This is a genomic window from Massilia sp. WG5, assembly GCF_001412595.2.
GTDB lineage: Bacteria > Pseudomonadota > Gammaproteobacteria > Burkholderiales > Burkholderiaceae_D > Telluria.
Window position 1 is genome coordinate 5,649,346 of record NZ_CP012640.2, and the last position, 16,380, is coordinate 5,665,725.

Sequence of the window (16,380 nt, forward strand, 5' to 3'; positions counted from 1 at the left end):
TGCTTATTGCAAACCAAACACAGCAAATGAATAGAAAACGATTGACCGTCTATCGCAGATAGTGCGAAGACGAATAAGCCGAGGGAAGCGAGGAGAAGGAGAGAGAAGCTTGCGAGGACCGGGTTGGTGCCGGAGAGGCGCCGGCGGGATGCGCCCGGCCCTGGCTGGCTGCGACGATGACGCTGCGCAGTATCACGCAGCGTCGTATCGCAGGAGGGCGGTATTGCTTGGTAAGACTTGAATTATTTGTAGGCGCCGATGCTGCGCGACAGGCCGACACGCGAGGCGCCGTCGACATCGGTGCTCAGAGCATAGGTGGTCGAACCCTTGCCGATGGCCGGCGAAGTGCTCTGCAGGTGGTAATCGCCGGTGCCGTTGGCCACGTAGCTCACGAACTTCGGATCGGCCGAGATCGTGCCGCTGACCGCGCCCTTCATCATCTTCACGTTGGTGCCACTCTTGTAGACCAGGTTGTTGACATAGCGGTTGTTAGTGCCGACAACGCCTGCCTCGATGATGCCGTAGGTCGTGTTGTCGTACACGATATTGTTGGCAACATAGTTATTGGCCGAACCGCCCGGCAGGGTGCCCGCGTCGCCCTGGCCGATCAGGATGCCTTCCTTGCTGTGGAAGACGGTGTTGTTGACGATGGTCGAGGCAGTCGCACCATGCCACTGCTGGATTGCCACTGCGGCCACGCCGGACACGATGTTGTTGGTCACGACATTGTTCGGGTTGGCGATGTAGATGCCCTGCACGGTCGCGCACTTGCCGATCATCGAATAACCGATGTTGCGGATCTTGTTGGCGTTGATCAGGACGCCGCCGGCGCCGCCGTTGGTGTCGATGGCCGCGCCGCCGCTGCCGTTGCAGCCGCCGCTGATGCTCAGGTCGTGGATGAAGTTATCGGTGATGCTCAGGTGGTTGCCATCGGCCAGGATGCCATGGCGGCCGCTGCCGCTGATGTCGAAGCCGACGATGTCGACGTAGCTGCCCTTCGAGTTCCAGGTGATGCCGGTGCCCGAGACGACGATCTTCGCTGCGCCCTTGACGTCCGAGACGAACTTGATGCGGGCGGTCGCGGTGCCGCTGCGGATGGTCTTGATGCCGATGCTGCCCAGCGAGGGCGCCGACACTTTATAGGTGCCCGGGGCCACGTGGATGGTGTAGCCGGCGGACGCCAGCGCGTCGGCGCGGGCGATCGTCAGGACCGGCGCGGCCTGGGTGCCCGGGTTGGAATCTTTGCCGGTCGGCGAGACGTACAGGTCTTTGCCAATGGCTGCCGAAGCGGCGCCGGCGGCGGAGATAGCGAGGATGGCGGACAGGACGATCTTGGAATTGCGGAAGGACATGTAGAAGCTCACAAAAAATCAGAAAAATCGGGGAAAGAACATCAAACGATGTGCAGCTTATGACCGGGGGAAATTTCCTAAGTTCACTTTCTAAGTGAAAAAATTTTCGGATGGCAAAACTGTTATTGCCTGCTTGCCTGAAGAAGTCTGTTTGTCAATTGCGCGAAATATTTACAGCTTTTCAAGCTTATTCAGTGACGAGCCTGATTCGAGGGGACGGGAAATAAAGCGCAGCTATGCCAACGCCATGCAGGCAGGGGCGCTCAGGGTAGGTAGGTGAGCGATCGGATAAGCGATCGGAAAGCAGCGGCCATGCGAGGCAAGCTTGCCGTGGCCTGAATGTGGCGGGACCGCACCGGCGCGGATCGGCCGGTGCGCTTGATGAGAAGGGTGGAACTCAGCTCAGCTCAGCGGCGAGCTGCCTGACGATCTTCGCCGCGGCGTCACCGGACCCGTAGGGGGCGATGTCTTCGCCAGTACTGCCGAGGCCTGCGCGCAGCGATTCCAGCACGGATGCCGCGTCGAGCGGAGGGGCGAGGCGGTTCCAGCCGGCCTTGACCAGCTCCACCCATTCCGTTTCGTCGCGCAAGGTCACGCAGGGCACCCGGTGAAAGAAGGCCTCTTTCTGGACCCCGCCCGAGTCGGTGGCGATGATCGCGGCATACTTCTCAAGCTGCACCATCGCCAGATAACCCAAGGGCTCGACAAGTACGACAGCTGCTTCCAGTGCCGCCAGCTTGCCCTGCCTGGCCAGCATGCCGCGGGTCCGGGGATGCAGAGGCAGGATGACTGGAGTGTCTTTGGAGAAGCGTGAGAGCGCGTCGACGATCCTTGCCAGCCGGGCGGGATCGTCGGTGTTCTCCGCACGGTGGATCGTCGCCAGGCAGTAGCCGCCGGCCCGCAGGCCGGCCTGTTCCCGCAGCCTGCCCAGTACGCCGCCGTTGTCGTCGACCCGTGCGCCATGGCGCAGCGCCACGTCGAACATCACGTCGCCCACCTGGTGGATCCGGTCCGGCGCAGCGCCTTCGCGCAGGAGATGCGCGCCGGCGTCCGCGCTGGGCGTGAACAGCCAGCGCGACACGCGGTCGGTCAGGATGCGGTTGACCTCTTCGGGCGAGCGCATATTAAAGGAGCGCAGTCCCGCTTCGACGTGCGCGACCGGAATATGCAGCTTGATGGCCGCGACGGACCCGGCGAGCGTGGAATTGGTGTCGCCATAGACCATCACGGCATCGGGCCGCTCGGCCAACAGGATCTTCTCGATCTCCATCAGCATGCGCCCGGTCATCTCGCCGTGATTGCCGCCATGGATGGCGCAGTGGTAGGCGGGCCGTTCCATGCCCAGCTCGGCAAAGAAAACGTCGGACATATTGGCGTCGAAGTGCTGGCCCGTATGCACGACGATTTCACGCAGGTGCGCTGATTCGGCCAGCGCGGCCGATACCACGCTGGCCTTGATGAACTGTGGACGGGCGCCGATGACGGTGACGATTTTCTTTGGATTCATGAAGTAGTTCCTTGTTACCAGGTCACGGATTCATAAACGCGGAAAAGATTGTCCTTGGTATTTTCTTTCCAATTCGTCTCCACCTGCCGTGGATGGGTGACCAGGCAGATTCGGCTGTGTACGCCCATCACGTTCAGCGGCGAGGTCGGCCAGTAATATTGTGGAGGCGGGCGGTCCGCGATATACATGTCGATATGGTCCAGCAGATCGCGGTCGTAGGCTTCGCATTCGATGCCGCAGTCCTCGCGCAATTGGCGATCCGCGAGGATTTCCGTGTTGTTCAACTTGAGCCGGCGATTCGCAAAATCCCCATGGCCGGCCACGGTCCTGAGCTTTTTTCCGAGGTGCTGTTCGAGCCAATGGAAATTCTTGCGGAAGGCCTCGCGGATTTCGGGCAGGCGATTGCGCACCAGCGCGGGATCCTTTATCTTGTTTCTCTTGGCAAAAGAAGCCAGTTCTTCGTAGTGATAGATGGCCTCGCTGCCATATTCCTCGATTTCCCGCATCAGGCCGAAATCGAGCGTCGACAGCCTGAAATAATAGCTGGCCCTGATCCCATACTTCTTTTCGATCTCGAACAGTTTTCTCGTCGTGCGCAGGTCGGTGTCGATGTCGTGCCTGTGCACGATCACCTTCGAGGTCGCGGCCTCGCCGCGCCGCACGGTGTCGAAATAGTCCCGTACCGAAGTCTGGGTGAAGCCGGCATCGACCGCGGCACGAATTAACTTCTCGTGCATGCACAAGCGGGAGGGCATGCCGTAATCGCTGTATATACGCCTGAGTAAGCCGATCATTGGAGTGAGTACTTCGCGCGATAGGGTTCAAAACCAAGCATCTTCTTGAATGCTTGCAGTCCGGGGCTGGCACCAAAGAAGGTGTCATACATGAGATAAGCGTAGGTCCGGCTCTCGATCAGCTGGCCGACGATGTCGGTGACCATCAGGTGCATCACGCCATCGTTATTCCGCAAACCGAGCAGGCGGTCGAATGCGACGAAATTGCCGAAAAAACCGACGTCGCTGTACGCCATCAATTTTCCGGCAGGGTTCAACACACCGAAATGCTTGTAATTCTTTGCCCGCGCATAGTGGGTGATTTTTTCGCGGTAGCTGTCGTCCATGGGCCGGCCCTGGCGCGAATCGAGCGAGGTGTTGATCTCGTGGAGTTCGTCGATAAACGCGTTCTTGTCGATCTCGACCACGACATAACCGCGCGACCGGGCTTTTCGCGCATGGTGCTCGCCCGAGTTACGGCCCTTGATACTCTCCAGGTACTGGTCGCGGCTGGCGAAGCGGGTCAGGTCGACCAGTGCGGCGCCCAGGGACTTGTTCTGGACCATCTTGAGTTTTGGGTGGCGCTTGGTGAAATGGGCGTGCATGCGGCGCACCTCGTCCGGGTTCACGTCGAGGCGAAACTCGAGGTGGGCGACAGGAAGCTTGCCGATGTCGAGGGCCAGCTTAAGCAGCTGCGGCAGTTTGCTTGACATGCGAAATCGCTCCGTAGAAATCCGTCAGTCTTTTTGCCTGGACAGTCCAGTTGTATTTCTCCAGCACGGCTTTGCGGCCGTTTTCTCCCATCGATTTCGCGATATCCGGATGGGCAACGAGATAATCTATCGCGGCAGCGAGCGCCCTGGGATCGAGCGGATCAACGCACATGCCGCATCGGTTGCCTTCGATGATCTCGCGCCATAGGGGGAAGTCGGAGGCAATCACGGGTATGCCGGAGGACATGTACTCGAACATCTTGGTCGGCAGCGAGTCCAGGTGGTTCGGCAGCGGGAGAAAAGTCACGACACCGGCCAGCGAACGCTGCAGTACGTCGCGCACGCCCTGGCGGTCGAGGAAACCACAGGCATTCACGCGCGCCCAGCCGGGACCCGCCTTCACTTCCGCCTCGACGGCCGCTTCGGAGAAGGTCCCGACCAGGTTCAGCCGCGCGTCCGATTGCAGGAATTCGCCCGCCCGGACAACCTCGCGGATCCCCCGGACGGCGCCGATGCCGCCCACGTAACAGACTTCGTGCCGCTTGTTTTCCCACGGGGCGGCGCTGTCGAGCTCACCGGCCATCGGGAAGTTGTTGACGTCGACCGTATTCCGGTTGATCTTCAGGAACTTATTCCGGATAAATGGCGTCGCTGCGATGATGCCGTCGAACCTGGCGCAGGCATATCGTTCGAACATGGCGAAGGCATTCGACAGGACCCTGCCGGACACCGGGCCGAGGTAGGGCTTGCTCAGCAGCTGGCGCGGGACGTCCTCATGCGAATCGAAGATGACTTTCTTGCCCATGCGCTTGAGGCGCAGGCCGGCGGGGATCAGCTCGGGGTCGTGCAGGTGGTAGAGGTCGGCGTCCAGCGCGGCCGCCTTGTCGGCGACGCGGCGCGTGGTCGTGAAGATGCGCCTGAAACGGCCGGGCAGGCGGCCGACGTCGGCGATCGTCACGCCCTCCCGGACTTCATCCCCCTTGTCGTCGGCCACGACCAGCGTGACATCGTAGCCATGCGCCGCCAGGGACCGGCACTGCTTGATGAAAATGCGTGTGTCGTTGCGGGGATGGGCCGAGGTGAGATGGACGATTCTGCTCATTGCTGGAAACCCCTCAAAGGAAGACGCGTTCGCTCCGGGCGGAGCCCATGAGCCCGGCGACGCGGCCGCCGGGCCCGGCTTGACCGCCGCCCTCAGCCCGGCAGATCCGCGGTCTGCGCGACCCTGCTGCGCACGGCGTCGACCGTCCGCAGCAGGGTCGCCGCCACCTGTTGCGCATCGGCGGCCGACAGGTAGGGCCCCATCGGCAGGCTCAGCACCTTGCCGGCCATCTCGACCGCGACCGGGCAGGCATCCGGCGAGCTCAGGCACGCATAGGCGGGCTGGCGATGGATCGGCACCGGGTAGTGCACCGCCGTCGGGATGCCGGCCTCGTTCAGGGCCGAACGGATGCGCTCGCGGTCGTTGACCACGACCGTGTATTGCGCATACACGCTGCTGTGCCCCGGCAGCAGGCCGATCAGGCCGACCTGGCCGGACAGGAGGTTGTCGTAGCGGGCCCCGGCTTCGGCGCGCAGCGCGACTTCCCGTTCGAACTGGTCGAGCTTGGCCAGCACGACCGCGCACTGGAGCGTGTCCATGCGGCCGCCGACGCCGATTCGGGTGTGCACGTAGCGCTGCGACTGGCCGTGCACGCGGATTTCGCGCGCCGCCGCCGCCAGCGCATCGTCGCTGGTGAACAGCGCACCGCCGTCGCCGTAGCAGCCGAGCGGCTTGCTCGGGAAGAAGCTGGTGCAGCCGATCGTCGACAGGTTGCAGCTCTTCCTGCCATGCGCGGTGGCGCCGAAGCTCTGGGCCGCGTCCTCGATGACCGGCAGGCCGTGGCGCTGGGCGATCCGGTTAATGCGCTCCATGTCGGCCGGCTGGCCGTACAGCGAGACCGGCATGATCGCGCGGGTGCGGGGCGTGATCCGGGCCTCGATCAGGGCCGGGTCGATGTTGCAGGTGGCTGGATCGATGTCGACGAAGACGGGTTTGGCGCCGACCAGGACGATGGCCTCGGCGGTGGCAATGAAGGAGAAGGGCGTGGTGATGACTTCATCGCCCGGGCCGATGCCGAGCGCCATCAGGGCGATGATCAGCGCCTCCGTTCCGGACGACACCGTGACGCAGTGGCGCGCGCCGGTGTAGGCGGCCAGCTGCGCTTCGAGCTCCGCCACCTCCGGGCCCATGATGTACTGGCCGTGGTCGAGCACGGTCTGGATGCGGCCGTTGATCAGGTCGCGGGATTGCTGGTATTGCGTCTTGAGGTCGATGAATTCCATGTTCGCTTCACTTTGCCGGTTCGTGGGTGGTCTGGCGTGCGAGGGTGCAGACGCCGTCCTGCAGTACGTAGACATCCTGGGTGTGGATGCAGCGCGCCTCGGCCTGGCCGTACAGGGGCAGCGGCAGGCGTTCGCCGAAGCGGCTGATCCAGCCGATCTGGCGCGCCGGCACGCCGGCCATCAGCGCGAACGCCGGGACATCGCGGTTGACGACGGCGCCGGCGCCGATGAAGGCGTGCTCGCCGACCGTCACGCCGCAGACGATGGTCGCGTTGGCGCCGATGGTGGCGCCGCGGCGTACCAGCGTGCGCCGGTATTCGTGCTTGCGCGTTACCGCGGACCGCGGGTTGTAGACGTTGGTGAACACCATGCTCGGGCCGCAGAATACGTCGTCTTCCAGCGTAACGGCGTCGTAGACCGACACATTGTTCTGGATCTTGACGTTATTTCCGATCACGACGTCGTCGCCGACGAACACGTTCTGGCCCAGGGAGCAGGCGGCGCCGATGCGCGCCCCGGCGCAGACGTGGGAAAAATGCCAGACCCGGGTGCCCGCGCCGAGCACCGCGCCGGCATCGACGATGGCGCTGAAATGGATGGTGGCGCTCATGTCAGTATTCCAGCGGCAGGGCGACGCGCTGGCCGTCGCGCGCGGACTTGTAGGCGGCGATCAGGACTTCGAGCGATTTCAGTCCCTCGCGGCCGTCGGTTTCCGGCTCGGCTTCGCCGCGCAGGACCTTGATCACGTTGTCGTAGTACAGCGGATGGCCGAAGCCGTAGACCGAGGTGGTCTCGTAGCTGGCGTCGCGCACCTTGTCGTCGTCCGGGTCGGGCGTGGCGAACTCCCATTGCTGGATCTCGTTCACGGCCACGCCGCCGATGCGCACCGTGCCGTGCTCGCCCAGCACCGTGATCGAACCTTCCATGTTGCGCGGGTAGGTGAGCATGGTGACGTTCATCGAGCCCAGCGCCCCATTGCGCCAGCGCAGGCTGAGCACGCCGGTGTCCTCGACCTCGATGTCGCGCGCCAGCGTGGCGGTATAGGCCTGCAGGCTCTCGACCGGGCCGACGATCCAGTCGATCAGGTCGACGTAGTGGCTGGCCTGGTTCATGAAGGCGCCGCCGTCGAATTCCCAGGTGCCGCGCCACTTGGCGCTGTCGTAGTACTCGGGCGGGCGGGTCCAGAACACGTTCAGGTTGACCATGTAGATGCGGCCGAAGCGCTTCTTGTCGACGGCGCGCTTGAGCAGCTGGAGGGTGGCGTTGCGGCGGTTCTGCTTGACCACGAACAGGCGCACGCCGGCCGCGTCGGCCGCGGCCACCATGCGCTTGCCGTCTTCCCAGCGGGTGGCCATCGGCTTCTCGGTCATGACGTGGCGGCCGCTGCGGGCGATCTGGATCGCCTGCTCGGGGTGCAGGCCGGACGGGGTGGTGACGACGACGATGTCGGCATCGACCTGGCGCAGCATCTCGTCCAGGCTGGCATAGCCCTCGGCGCTGGTCAGGCCGACCGCGCGGTCGAGGGCGCGCGGGTCGACGTCGCAGACACCGACGAGCTGGGCGCGCTCCTGGTGCTGGCGCAGGGCGTCGAAGTGGTTGTTGGCGATGCGGCCGCAGCCGACCAGCGCGAAGCGGATCTTGCGGTCCTGGATGGGGGCGGGATAGTGGCGCATGATGGCGGTCCTCAGGCTTTCACGACGTTCGGCAGCGGGGCCAGGTAGACCCCACGGGTATCGACCACCAGCGCGGCGTACTGGCGGATCAGCTCGTAGTCGAAGGCGCTGTGGGCGGTGGCCAGCAGCACCACGTCGTAGGAGGCGATGGTCTGCGGGTTCAGTTCCACGCTGCGCAGGTCGAAGTAGTGCTCGCGCATGCGCGGGAACGCCGGCACGTGCGGGTCTGAATAATCCACCACGGCGCCCTTGTCGCGCAGGATCTCCATCAGCTCGACCGAGGGCGACTCGCGCATGTCCTCGACGTCCTTCTTGTAGGCGATGCCCAGCACTAGCACGCGGCTGCCCATCACCGACTTGCCGCGCAGGTTCAGGGCGTCGGTCACCTTGCCCACCACCCAGTGCGGCATGTCGCTGTTGATCTCGCCGGCCAGTTCGATGAAGCGGGTGTGCAGGCCGTATTCGCGCGCCTTCCAGGTCAGGTAGAAGGGGTCGATCGGGATGCAGTGCCCGCCGAGGCCGGGGCCCGGGTAGTAGGGCGTGAAGCCGAAGGGCTTGGTGGCGGCCGCGCGGATCACCTCGTGGATGTCGATGTTCATGCGGTCGGCGATGATCTTCATCTCGTTGACCAGGCCGATGTTGACGGCGCGGTGGATGTTTTCCAGCAGCTTGGTCAGCTCGGCGGCGCGGGTCGAACTGACCGGCACCACCTTGTCGATCGCCGGCGTGTAGAGCGCCAGCCCGGCTTCCAGGCAAGCCGGGGTGACGCCGCCGCAGACCTTCGGGATGGTGCGGGTGTGGAAGTTCGGGTTGCCCGGGTCTTCGCGCTCGGGCGAGAACACCAGGAACACGTCCTTCCCGAGCGTGAAGCCGCGCGACTCCAGGCGCGGCTTGAGCTCTTCGTCGGTGGTGCCGGGGTAGGTGGTGCTTTCCAGCGACAGCACCTGGCCGGGACGCATGAAGGGCAGCAGGGCGTCGGCGGTGTCGAGCACGAAGGACAGGTCCGGCTCGCGGTAGGCGTTCAGCGGGGTCGGCACGCAGATGATCAAGGCGTCCGGCTCGCCGGCGCGGGTGAAGTCGCTGCTCGCCTCGAAGCCGCGCTCGCGGGCGCGGGCGATGTCGGCCGACTTGATGTGGTTGATATAGCTTTCCCCGCGGTTCAGGCGCTCGATCTTGGCGCCGTCGATGTCGATGCCGAGGACGCGGAAGCCCGCCTCGGAATAACGCAGGGTCAGCGGCAGGCCGACATAGCCCAGGCCGATAATGCCGATCACGGCGCTGCGCTTGTCCAGCCGCTCGGTCAGCTGTTCGAGATATGCCGGTTTGCTTTCGTCACGCATGAGTGTCCTCGCCAAACGGGATGGTGGAGTGGGTGAATGGGCGTGCCGCTACGCCTGGAGCTAGATGCGGAAAGGCACGAATTTTCTGATCAGGCCCAGCCGCGGCGCCTCGGGCACCGGGGCCGGCGCCGGTGCAGCCGGGGCCAGTTGCGGGGTGTATTCGGTGACGATGGCCTTGACCATCGACTCGATCATGGCGCGCTCGTGGGTTTCGCAGGCCATCATCAGGCAGGTGATGAAGGTCTCGAGCACGCTGGGGTGGAGGGCGTTTTCCTTCATGCGCATGATGCGCGGGTGGTCGCTGGGGAAGACCACGCCGTCCGTCAACAGCTCCTCGTGCAGCTTCTCGCCCGGGAACAGGCCGACGTAGCGGATCTCGATGTCGCCGCCCGGGTTCTGGGTGCTCTTCTCGGTCAGGCCGTGCAGGGCGATCATGGTGCGCGCCAGGTCGACGATGCGCACCGGTTCGCCCATGTCGAGCACGAACACGTCGCCGCCCTTGGCCATGGCGCCGGCCTGGATCACGAGCTGCGCGGCCTCGGGGATCAGCATGAAGTAGCGCGACACCTCGGGATGGGTGATCGTCAGCGGGCCGCCGCGGGCGATCTGGCGCTGGAACAGCGGGATCACCGAGCCGGACGAACCGAGTACGTTGCCGAAGCGGACCATGCAGAAGGTGGTGTGGGCGCCATGGCGCACCGCCGCGGCCTGGAAGATCAGTTCGGCGATGCGCTTGCTGGCGCCCATGACATTGGTCGGGCGCACCGCCTTGTCGCTGGAGATCAGGACGCAGGTCTCGACCCGGTGCTTGGCGGCCTGGGAGGCGATCACCTGGGCGCCGACCACGTTGTTGCGCAGGCCTTCGACGATGTTGGTCTCGACCAGCGGCACGTGCTTGTAGGCGGCGGCATGGTAGATGGTGTCGACCTTGCCGTCGCGCAGCAGGCGCTCGACCAGGTCGGCGTTGCATACCGAGCCGAGGTGGGCTTCGATCGGGATGTCCGGGAAGCGCGTGCTCAGTTCCTGACGGATCGTGTACAGGGCGAACTCGGAGTGGTCGAGCAGATGCAGGCGGCTCGGCGAGACCGTGACGATCTGGCGACACAGTTCGCTGCCGATGGAGCCTCCGGCGCCGGTGACGAGCACGGTCTTGCCGCGGACGCAGCGGGCGAACAGATCGACGCGCGGCGGCACCGGCGGACGGCCCAGCAGGTCTTCGAACTTCAGCTCGCGGATGGTCTCGCGCGGCGTGAGCTTGTCGTCGGCGAGCTCGACCAGGCGGCTCAGGATCTTGGTGCTGACGCCGGCCTGGGCCAGGCGCTGCATGATGTCGCGCAGGCGTTCCGGGGCTACCCCCGGCAGGGCCAGCACGATCGAGCGGATCGACATCGCGTCCACGATCTCGCCCAGTCGGTCGGTATGGAAGACCCGCAGGCCGGCGACGTTGCGCTCGCTGAGGGCATGCTTGTCGTCGAAGAAGCAGACCGCCCGGTATTCGTCGCTGCCGCGCATGGCCTGGGCCAGGCGGGCGCCGGCCTCGCCGGCGCCGTAGATGGCGACCACTTCGGCTGAGCAGCGCTCCCTGGCATTCTGATTACGCAGGAAATTACGCATGCCGACACGGGATGCGACCACATAGGAAAACACGATAAACCAGTAAATTGCCAGTGCGCTGCGCGGAAAGCGCTCTTCGTTTATCGCGAACATCACGATATAGGCGCATAAAATCGCGACGGCCAGGGCGAGTCCGGTGACGCTCAATAGACGCTGATCAATAAAGCGAATGACAGCTCGATAAAGATCGGAGATGGAAAATGCCGCAATCGTCACCACCGCAACCAATACATAAGAAGCGGGGCCGAAATGGGAAGCCAGTTTCAAATCGCCGCCGCGCAGCAGCATTGCCACGAGAAAGCAGAATGGCAGCGCGACCAGATCGGCAGTGATCATCAATGCGATTTTGGTCCTGCGGTGCAGGGATACCATGTTGGCGCAAAACTGGCTGACAAAGCCTTGATTTAGCTTGGGCATGATCTCGAAGAGGCTGCGTGGTTGCGGGTTATCTTTTGTCTCGGGGATATCGCCAGGCTAAATCGGCGTCTTCATTTTTTATTTGGCGGAAACGATTTAGAAAGGAATAAAATAGGCCGCTGTTTAGATTGCTTATTGCTGAGTAAGTTTATTATCCGGTTCGCTAAGATTAGTGTGTTTGACCATGCTCAACCGCGATAAGGGAATTAAATCTTTCTCCGTTTATTTGAAAGTAGGAAATTAATTTCCTGAATTAATTAATTTCTTATTTTCACGAAAAGAAAGTGCGCACGGCTAATGCGCCGAAGAAAAGGCGACGCAAGGAAGGGAATTAAAAGCCACTGACAAAACGTCCGGAGCAAGGCGCGGCGCCGCATCGGCGAGGGCTGCAACGCCGCTATGGACGTTTTGTCAGGGGCGCAGAAAAGACAGCGGGCCGCACGAAGCGGCCCGCGACGGGAAGGGGGAAGGGATCAGGCGCCGGGGCGCGGTTGCGGCGCCATCGGCGGCACCACGATGTTGTCGTTCAGGCGCAGGAACTTGAAGCCGGCCAGCACCTGGCCGTTCTTGCCTGCCTGGCGGTTGCGCTCCTCGCGCGCCGCCGCCCGCGCGATGAAGGATTCGAAGCTCTCCTCGCGCACCTGGGGTTCGGACGAATGCAGGAAGTGGCGTTCGCCGTTCGCGCCCAGCACCACCAGGCCCACGTGCGAGGCCCAGTACTCGCCATCGCGGGTCGAGATCACGTTCACGAAATCGCCTTCGCGCAGATCGCCGGCGATGGCCGCCACCTGGTCCTTGCCCACATAGGCCTGGCGGCTGCTCTCGACCGGGATGCTGCGCTCGGTATGGTGGCGGGTCTTCAGGAAGCGGGCGCGGTCGATCGTCATCGGATACGACGGTCCGGCGGGACCGGCCAGCGCGGCGCTGATGTCGGTGACCAGCCAGCGGTTGGCCACGTTCCAGTCCATCTCGGTGTAGTGGTTGCGCGTGGCGACGCCGATCACGCCGTCGCGGTAGCGGATCCGCTGCAGCATCCAGAAGAATTCCTCCCAGGACTGCGACAGCGCCATCGCATAGGTGTGTTCCGCGAATACGACACAGTCGCTGTGATCGAGGCTGAACATCGGCAGGTCGTCATGCACTTCATAAGGGAATTCACCGAGCAGGTTCAGGCGGTAGGGCTGGCCGATGTTCTTGCGGCCGATCGCCGCGATGCGCTTGCGCAGGTCCGGCTCGGCCTGGTGCTGCCAGGCGATATAGCGTCCCGCCTCGACCGGCGTCATCTGATAGACCTGTTTCTGCAGGATGGTCTCGAGTGATACGGGGGCCTGCGGCTGGGCGCCGGCGGCGGGCGGCGGGGCAGCGGGCGGGGAGGCGCAGCCGCCGAGGGCAGCGGCAAGCAACAGGCAGGCGTAACGCATGGGTGTCTCCAGTGGCGGATGCAAAGTTGCACGCTACCCCGGCAGCAGCGTGTTTGCAAAATGAAAATTATGCAGGAGGGTATAACCCGTTGTTTTTGCCGTTGGAAACATTCCATACGGTTATGGATTCTTCAATACTTGGCATTATTCAAGGGTTTCCCTATCGTCAATACTATACGCGCGGCAGGGAAACACCTGCCCTCAGGATAACTACAGGAGAGTGAGAATGTTGAAACAGAAGCCGCTCGCGGCCGCCGTGGCGATGGCCCTGGGTGTGGCAGCACTGCCCGCGCTGGCCCAGGATGGCGCCACCGTCGGCGCCAATGGCATGCAGACCATCGAAGTGACCGGTATCCGCGCCTCGATGGCCAAGTCGCTGGCCGTCAAGCGTGACGCCACCGCCAACGTCGAAGTGATCACGGCCGAGGACGTCGGCAAGATGCCGGACAAGAACCTGGCCGACTCGCTGCAGCGCCTGCCCGGCGTGGCGGTGCGCACCGACTACGACGAGGCGGAAAAAGTGTCGATGCGCGGCACCAACCCCGACATGTCGCTCATCATCTTCAACGGCCACACGGTCTCCGGCGGCGACTGGTACGTCGGCGACCAGGCTTCGAGCAGCCGCTCGACCAGCCTGTCGCTGATGCCGTCCTCGGTCCTGAACCAGGCCATCGTCTACAAGACTTCGCAGGCCAACATCGTCGACGGCGGCCTGGCCGGCACCATCAACGTCACCACCCGCAAGCCGCTGGCGCAGAAGGAGCGCCTGGGCGGCGTGGTCAGCGTCGGCGAGAGCTACGCCACGCTGCCGGGCAAGAGCGCGCCCGACCTGAATGCGACCGTCAACTGGAAGAACGAAGCCGGCACCTTCGGTTTCATCGTCCAGGGCTTCGCCGAGAAACGCTATGTGCGCCGCGACTCCGCCTCGCGCCTGGCCTACGGCACCAGCAGCGGCTGGGACGTGATCAACACCGCCACCATGAAGGGCATCACCGATGAATCCCTGGCCGGCACCGGCCTCAAGGCGGCCGACCTGAATGGCGTGCGCCTGCCGGGCTCGATGTCGACCGAATTCGTGGAAGGCGTGCGCGACCGCAAGGGCGGCGTGCTGTCGCTGGAATTCAAGCCGAACCAGGACATGGATTTCACGGTGACGGGCTTCCATTCGTCGATGAACGCGAACAACTACGGCCGCCTGAAGGCCGGCGCGTTCTACTCGATGTTGCTGGGCAAGGCATCGCTGCCGGACGGCGCGACCGGCGCCAGCGCCCCCAACACGAATTCGAACGGCCAGCAGGTGTTCGCCTCGATCCGCAATCCGGTGATCGTCACCGAAACCACGATGTACGGCGACCAGCTGAAGGTGCTGAAGAGCGCCGACATCATGTTCCCGAACGGGACCACGCCCCAGTACATCGGCAACTCGGAAGGCTTCTACCGCGACGGCGCCAACGCCACCAGTTCCTTCCTGGACCTGAACGGCAGCTGGCGCGTGAACCAGGACCTGACCGTCAAGACCCTGCTGTCGACCACCCGCGGCGTCGGCAAGACCGATGCCGACCAGGGCCTGACCTACGCCAGCTTCGGCACCGGCGCTTCCTATGCGCTGGGCGACGTCCATGACGCACCCTACATCAAGTACTACGGCACCGGCATCGTGCCGGACCAGCTGGTGGTGCGCACCATCTCCGGTCTGAAGACCGTCGACCGCGAGAAGAGCGCCCAGATCGATACCGAGTACAAGCTCGACAAAGGCTGGGTACAGTCGCTCGAAAGCGGCCTGCGCTTCTCCGACCACCACCGCGACAGCGAACGCCGCTACCCGGTCTACCATTCGCCGTTCTCGGCGAACGGCGGTCCGACCAGCACCGTTCCGTGGCCGGCGGACTTCGGCAAGGACCTCGATGGTCCGGCGGGCTGGGACAACACCGGCTACACCTTCTCCCCGGACGTCCTGAAGCAGTACTTCTCGACCAACACGAAGGAAACCACCGACCAGTTCGAGCGCCGCATCTTCTCCGAGCTGCACATGCGCGAGCGCCAGACCGCCGCCTATGTGATGGCGAACCTGGAAGGCGAGCGCTGGTCCGGCAACCTCGGCCTGCGCTTCGTCCAGACCCGCATCAACGCCGACATCCCGACCCCGATCCCGGCCGGCGCCTGCCTGCGCGCGGCCCCGGGCCAGCCGGCGATCCCGTGCGCCGCCTATCCGGGCGCGATCACCGACGCGGGCGACCTGCAGCAGTACTACGACGACCAGGCCGCCTTCCCGTTCAATCCGAAGGGTGGCAATACCTATTACTTCGCGAAGACCGACAAGAAGTTCAACAACTGGCTGCCGAGCCTGAACCTCCGCTACGAGCTGACCAAGGAAATGATCGCCCGTTTCGGCGCCAGCCGCACCATCGGCCGCCAGAACTACAACATCCTCGGCGCGGGCCTCGGCACCCCGACCTGCGATGCGAGCGGCTGCCACGTGACCGGCCCGAACCCGGACCTGAAGCCGCTCACCGCGGATAACCTGGACGCATCCTGGGCCTGGTACTTCGCGCGCCGCTCGATGGTGGGCGTGGACCTGTTCTACTCGCGCATCCAGGGCTATGTGAAGACCGGCACCACCGGCGGCGCCACCATCGACCTGTACGATGCGGCGTCGGGCGGCTCGAAGACCTATGCGATCAACACCTCGAGCCAGCAGGGGGCCCACATCGCCGGCGTCGAACTGTCGTACGAGCAGCCGTTCGGGAATACCGGCTTCGGCTTCACCAGCAACGTCAGCCGCGCCAAGACGAAGGTCGACGACGGCCGTCCGATGGTCGGCGCTTCCGAATGGGCCGGCAACCTGGGCGGCTACTTCGAGAACGACAAGGTCTCGCTGCGCCTGGTGGCGAACTACCGCAGCGAGTACGTGAACAGCAGCACTGCGCCGTCGCCGACCGCGAACAGCCAGGGGCTGTCCGTCATCAACGGCGTTGCGATGCCGTCCGCGCCGACCATGGCCGCACCGGTGACCACGCTGGCGTTCAACGCGAGCTACAACTTCACGCCGAACCTGTTGCTGACCTTCGACGCCACCAACCTGACCAACGTGAAGCGCGCCTACTACCGCTACAGCGAGCAGGAACAGCAGAAGCTGGATGTGATCGGCCGCCAGTTCTACCTGAACCTGAAATACAAGTTCTGAGTAGCCTGACAGCGTGACGAAAGGGGAGCCGCGGCTCCCCTTTTTTCTTGTAGGAGCAGGC

13 protein-coding genes are annotated in these 16,380 nt (G+C 63.9%); 2 read left to right on the forward strand and 11 right to left on the reverse strand.

Annotation, left to right across the window (positions count from 1 at the left end; translation table 11 throughout):
- Positions 1–242: 242 nt before the first annotated feature.
- The 10 genes from AM586_RS25190 to AM586_RS25235 all read right to left on the reverse strand — a co-directional run bounded on the left by AM586_RS25190 (position 243) and on the right by AM586_RS25235 (position 11,585).
- A complete protein-coding gene (locus AM586_RS25190) occupies positions 243–1,352 on the reverse strand; it encodes a choice-of-anchor Q domain-containing protein (protein WP_156328089.1) in 1,110 nt (369 codons plus the stop codon).
- 397 nt (positions 1,353–1,749) lie between these two features.
- Positions 1,750–2,859, reverse strand: a complete 1,110-nt coding sequence (gene wecB / locus AM586_RS25195; RefSeq protein WP_047822243.1) for a non-hydrolyzing UDP-N-acetylglucosamine 2-epimerase — start codon at positions 2,857–2,859, stop codon at positions 1,750–1,752.
- Positions 2,860–2,873: 14 nt separating this feature from the next.
- Positions 2,874–3,653, reverse strand: a complete 780-nt coding sequence (locus AM586_RS25200) for a hypothetical protein (protein ID WP_060566811.1) — start codon at positions 3,651–3,653, stop codon at positions 2,874–2,876.
- Positions 3,650–4,345 carry a hypothetical protein gene (locus AM586_RS25205; RefSeq protein WP_060566813.1) on the reverse strand — a complete coding sequence of 232 codons (696 nt, stop codon included), beginning with the start codon at positions 4,343–4,345 and terminating at the stop codon, positions 3,650–3,652. Before AM586_RS25205 ends, AM586_RS25200 begins: the two co-directional genes overlap by 4 nt.
- The gene (locus tag AM586_RS25210; RefSeq protein WP_047822245.1) at positions 4,317–5,447 is read right to left on the reverse strand and encodes a glycosyltransferase family 4 protein; all 1,131 of its coding nucleotides are present in this window, start codon (positions 5,445–5,447) and stop codon (positions 4,317–4,319) included. The genes AM586_RS25205 and AM586_RS25210 overlap by 29 nt, the downstream gene beginning before the upstream one ends.
- Before the next feature lie 92 nt (positions 5,448–5,539).
- Positions 5,540–6,670: a DegT/DnrJ/EryC1/StrS aminotransferase family protein gene (locus AM586_RS25215; RefSeq protein ID WP_047822247.1), complete on the reverse strand. Its 1,131-nt coding sequence runs from the start codon at positions 6,668–6,670 to the stop codon at positions 5,540–5,542.
- A 7-nt stretch (positions 6,671–6,677) separates the two neighbouring features.
- The gene (locus tag AM586_RS25220; RefSeq protein ID WP_047822250.1) at positions 6,678–7,280 is read right to left on the reverse strand and encodes an acyltransferase; all 603 of its coding nucleotides are present in this window, start codon (positions 7,278–7,280) and stop codon (positions 6,678–6,680) included.
- Position 7,281: 1 nt separating this feature from the next.
- Positions 7,282–8,343, reverse strand: a complete 1,062-nt coding sequence (locus AM586_RS25225; protein WP_047822252.1) for a Gfo/Idh/MocA family protein — start codon at positions 8,341–8,343, stop codon at positions 7,282–7,284.
- Between the two features lie 11 nt (positions 8,344–8,354).
- Positions 8,355–9,683 carry a nucleotide sugar dehydrogenase gene (locus AM586_RS25230; RefSeq protein ID WP_047822254.1) on the reverse strand — a complete coding sequence of 443 codons (1,329 nt, stop codon included), beginning with the start codon at positions 9,681–9,683 and terminating at the stop codon, positions 8,355–8,357.
- 60 nt (positions 9,684–9,743) lie between these two features.
- A complete protein-coding gene (locus tag AM586_RS25235) occupies positions 9,744–11,585 on the reverse strand; it encodes a nucleoside-diphosphate sugar epimerase/dehydratase (protein ID WP_257791539.1) in 1,842 nt (613 codons plus the stop codon).
- Between AM586_RS25235 and AM586_RS29005 the strand changes: the two genes are divergently transcribed.
- A complete protein-coding gene (locus AM586_RS29005; protein ID WP_229411044.1) occupies positions 11,547–11,705 on the forward strand; it encodes a hypothetical protein in 159 nt (52 codons plus the stop codon). The two genes, AM586_RS25235 and AM586_RS29005, sit on opposite strands and share 39 nt — an antisense overlap.
- Positions 11,706–12,187: 482 nt before the next feature.
- On the opposite strand, the gene AM586_RS25240 is transcribed toward AM586_RS29005, so the two are convergent.
- Positions 12,188–13,135 carry an N-acetylmuramoyl-L-alanine amidase-like domain-containing protein gene (locus AM586_RS25240; protein WP_047822258.1) on the reverse strand — a complete coding sequence of 316 codons (948 nt, stop codon included), beginning with the start codon at positions 13,133–13,135 and terminating at the stop codon, positions 12,188–12,190.
- Between the two features lie 226 nt (positions 13,136–13,361).
- On the opposite strand from AM586_RS25240, the gene AM586_RS25245 reads away from it, so the two are divergent.
- The gene (locus tag AM586_RS25245; protein WP_047822260.1) at positions 13,362–16,319 is read left to right on the forward strand and encodes a TonB-dependent receptor; all 2,958 of its coding nucleotides are present in this window, start codon (positions 13,362–13,364) and stop codon (positions 16,317–16,319) included.
- Positions 16,320–16,380 lie beyond the last annotated feature (61 nt).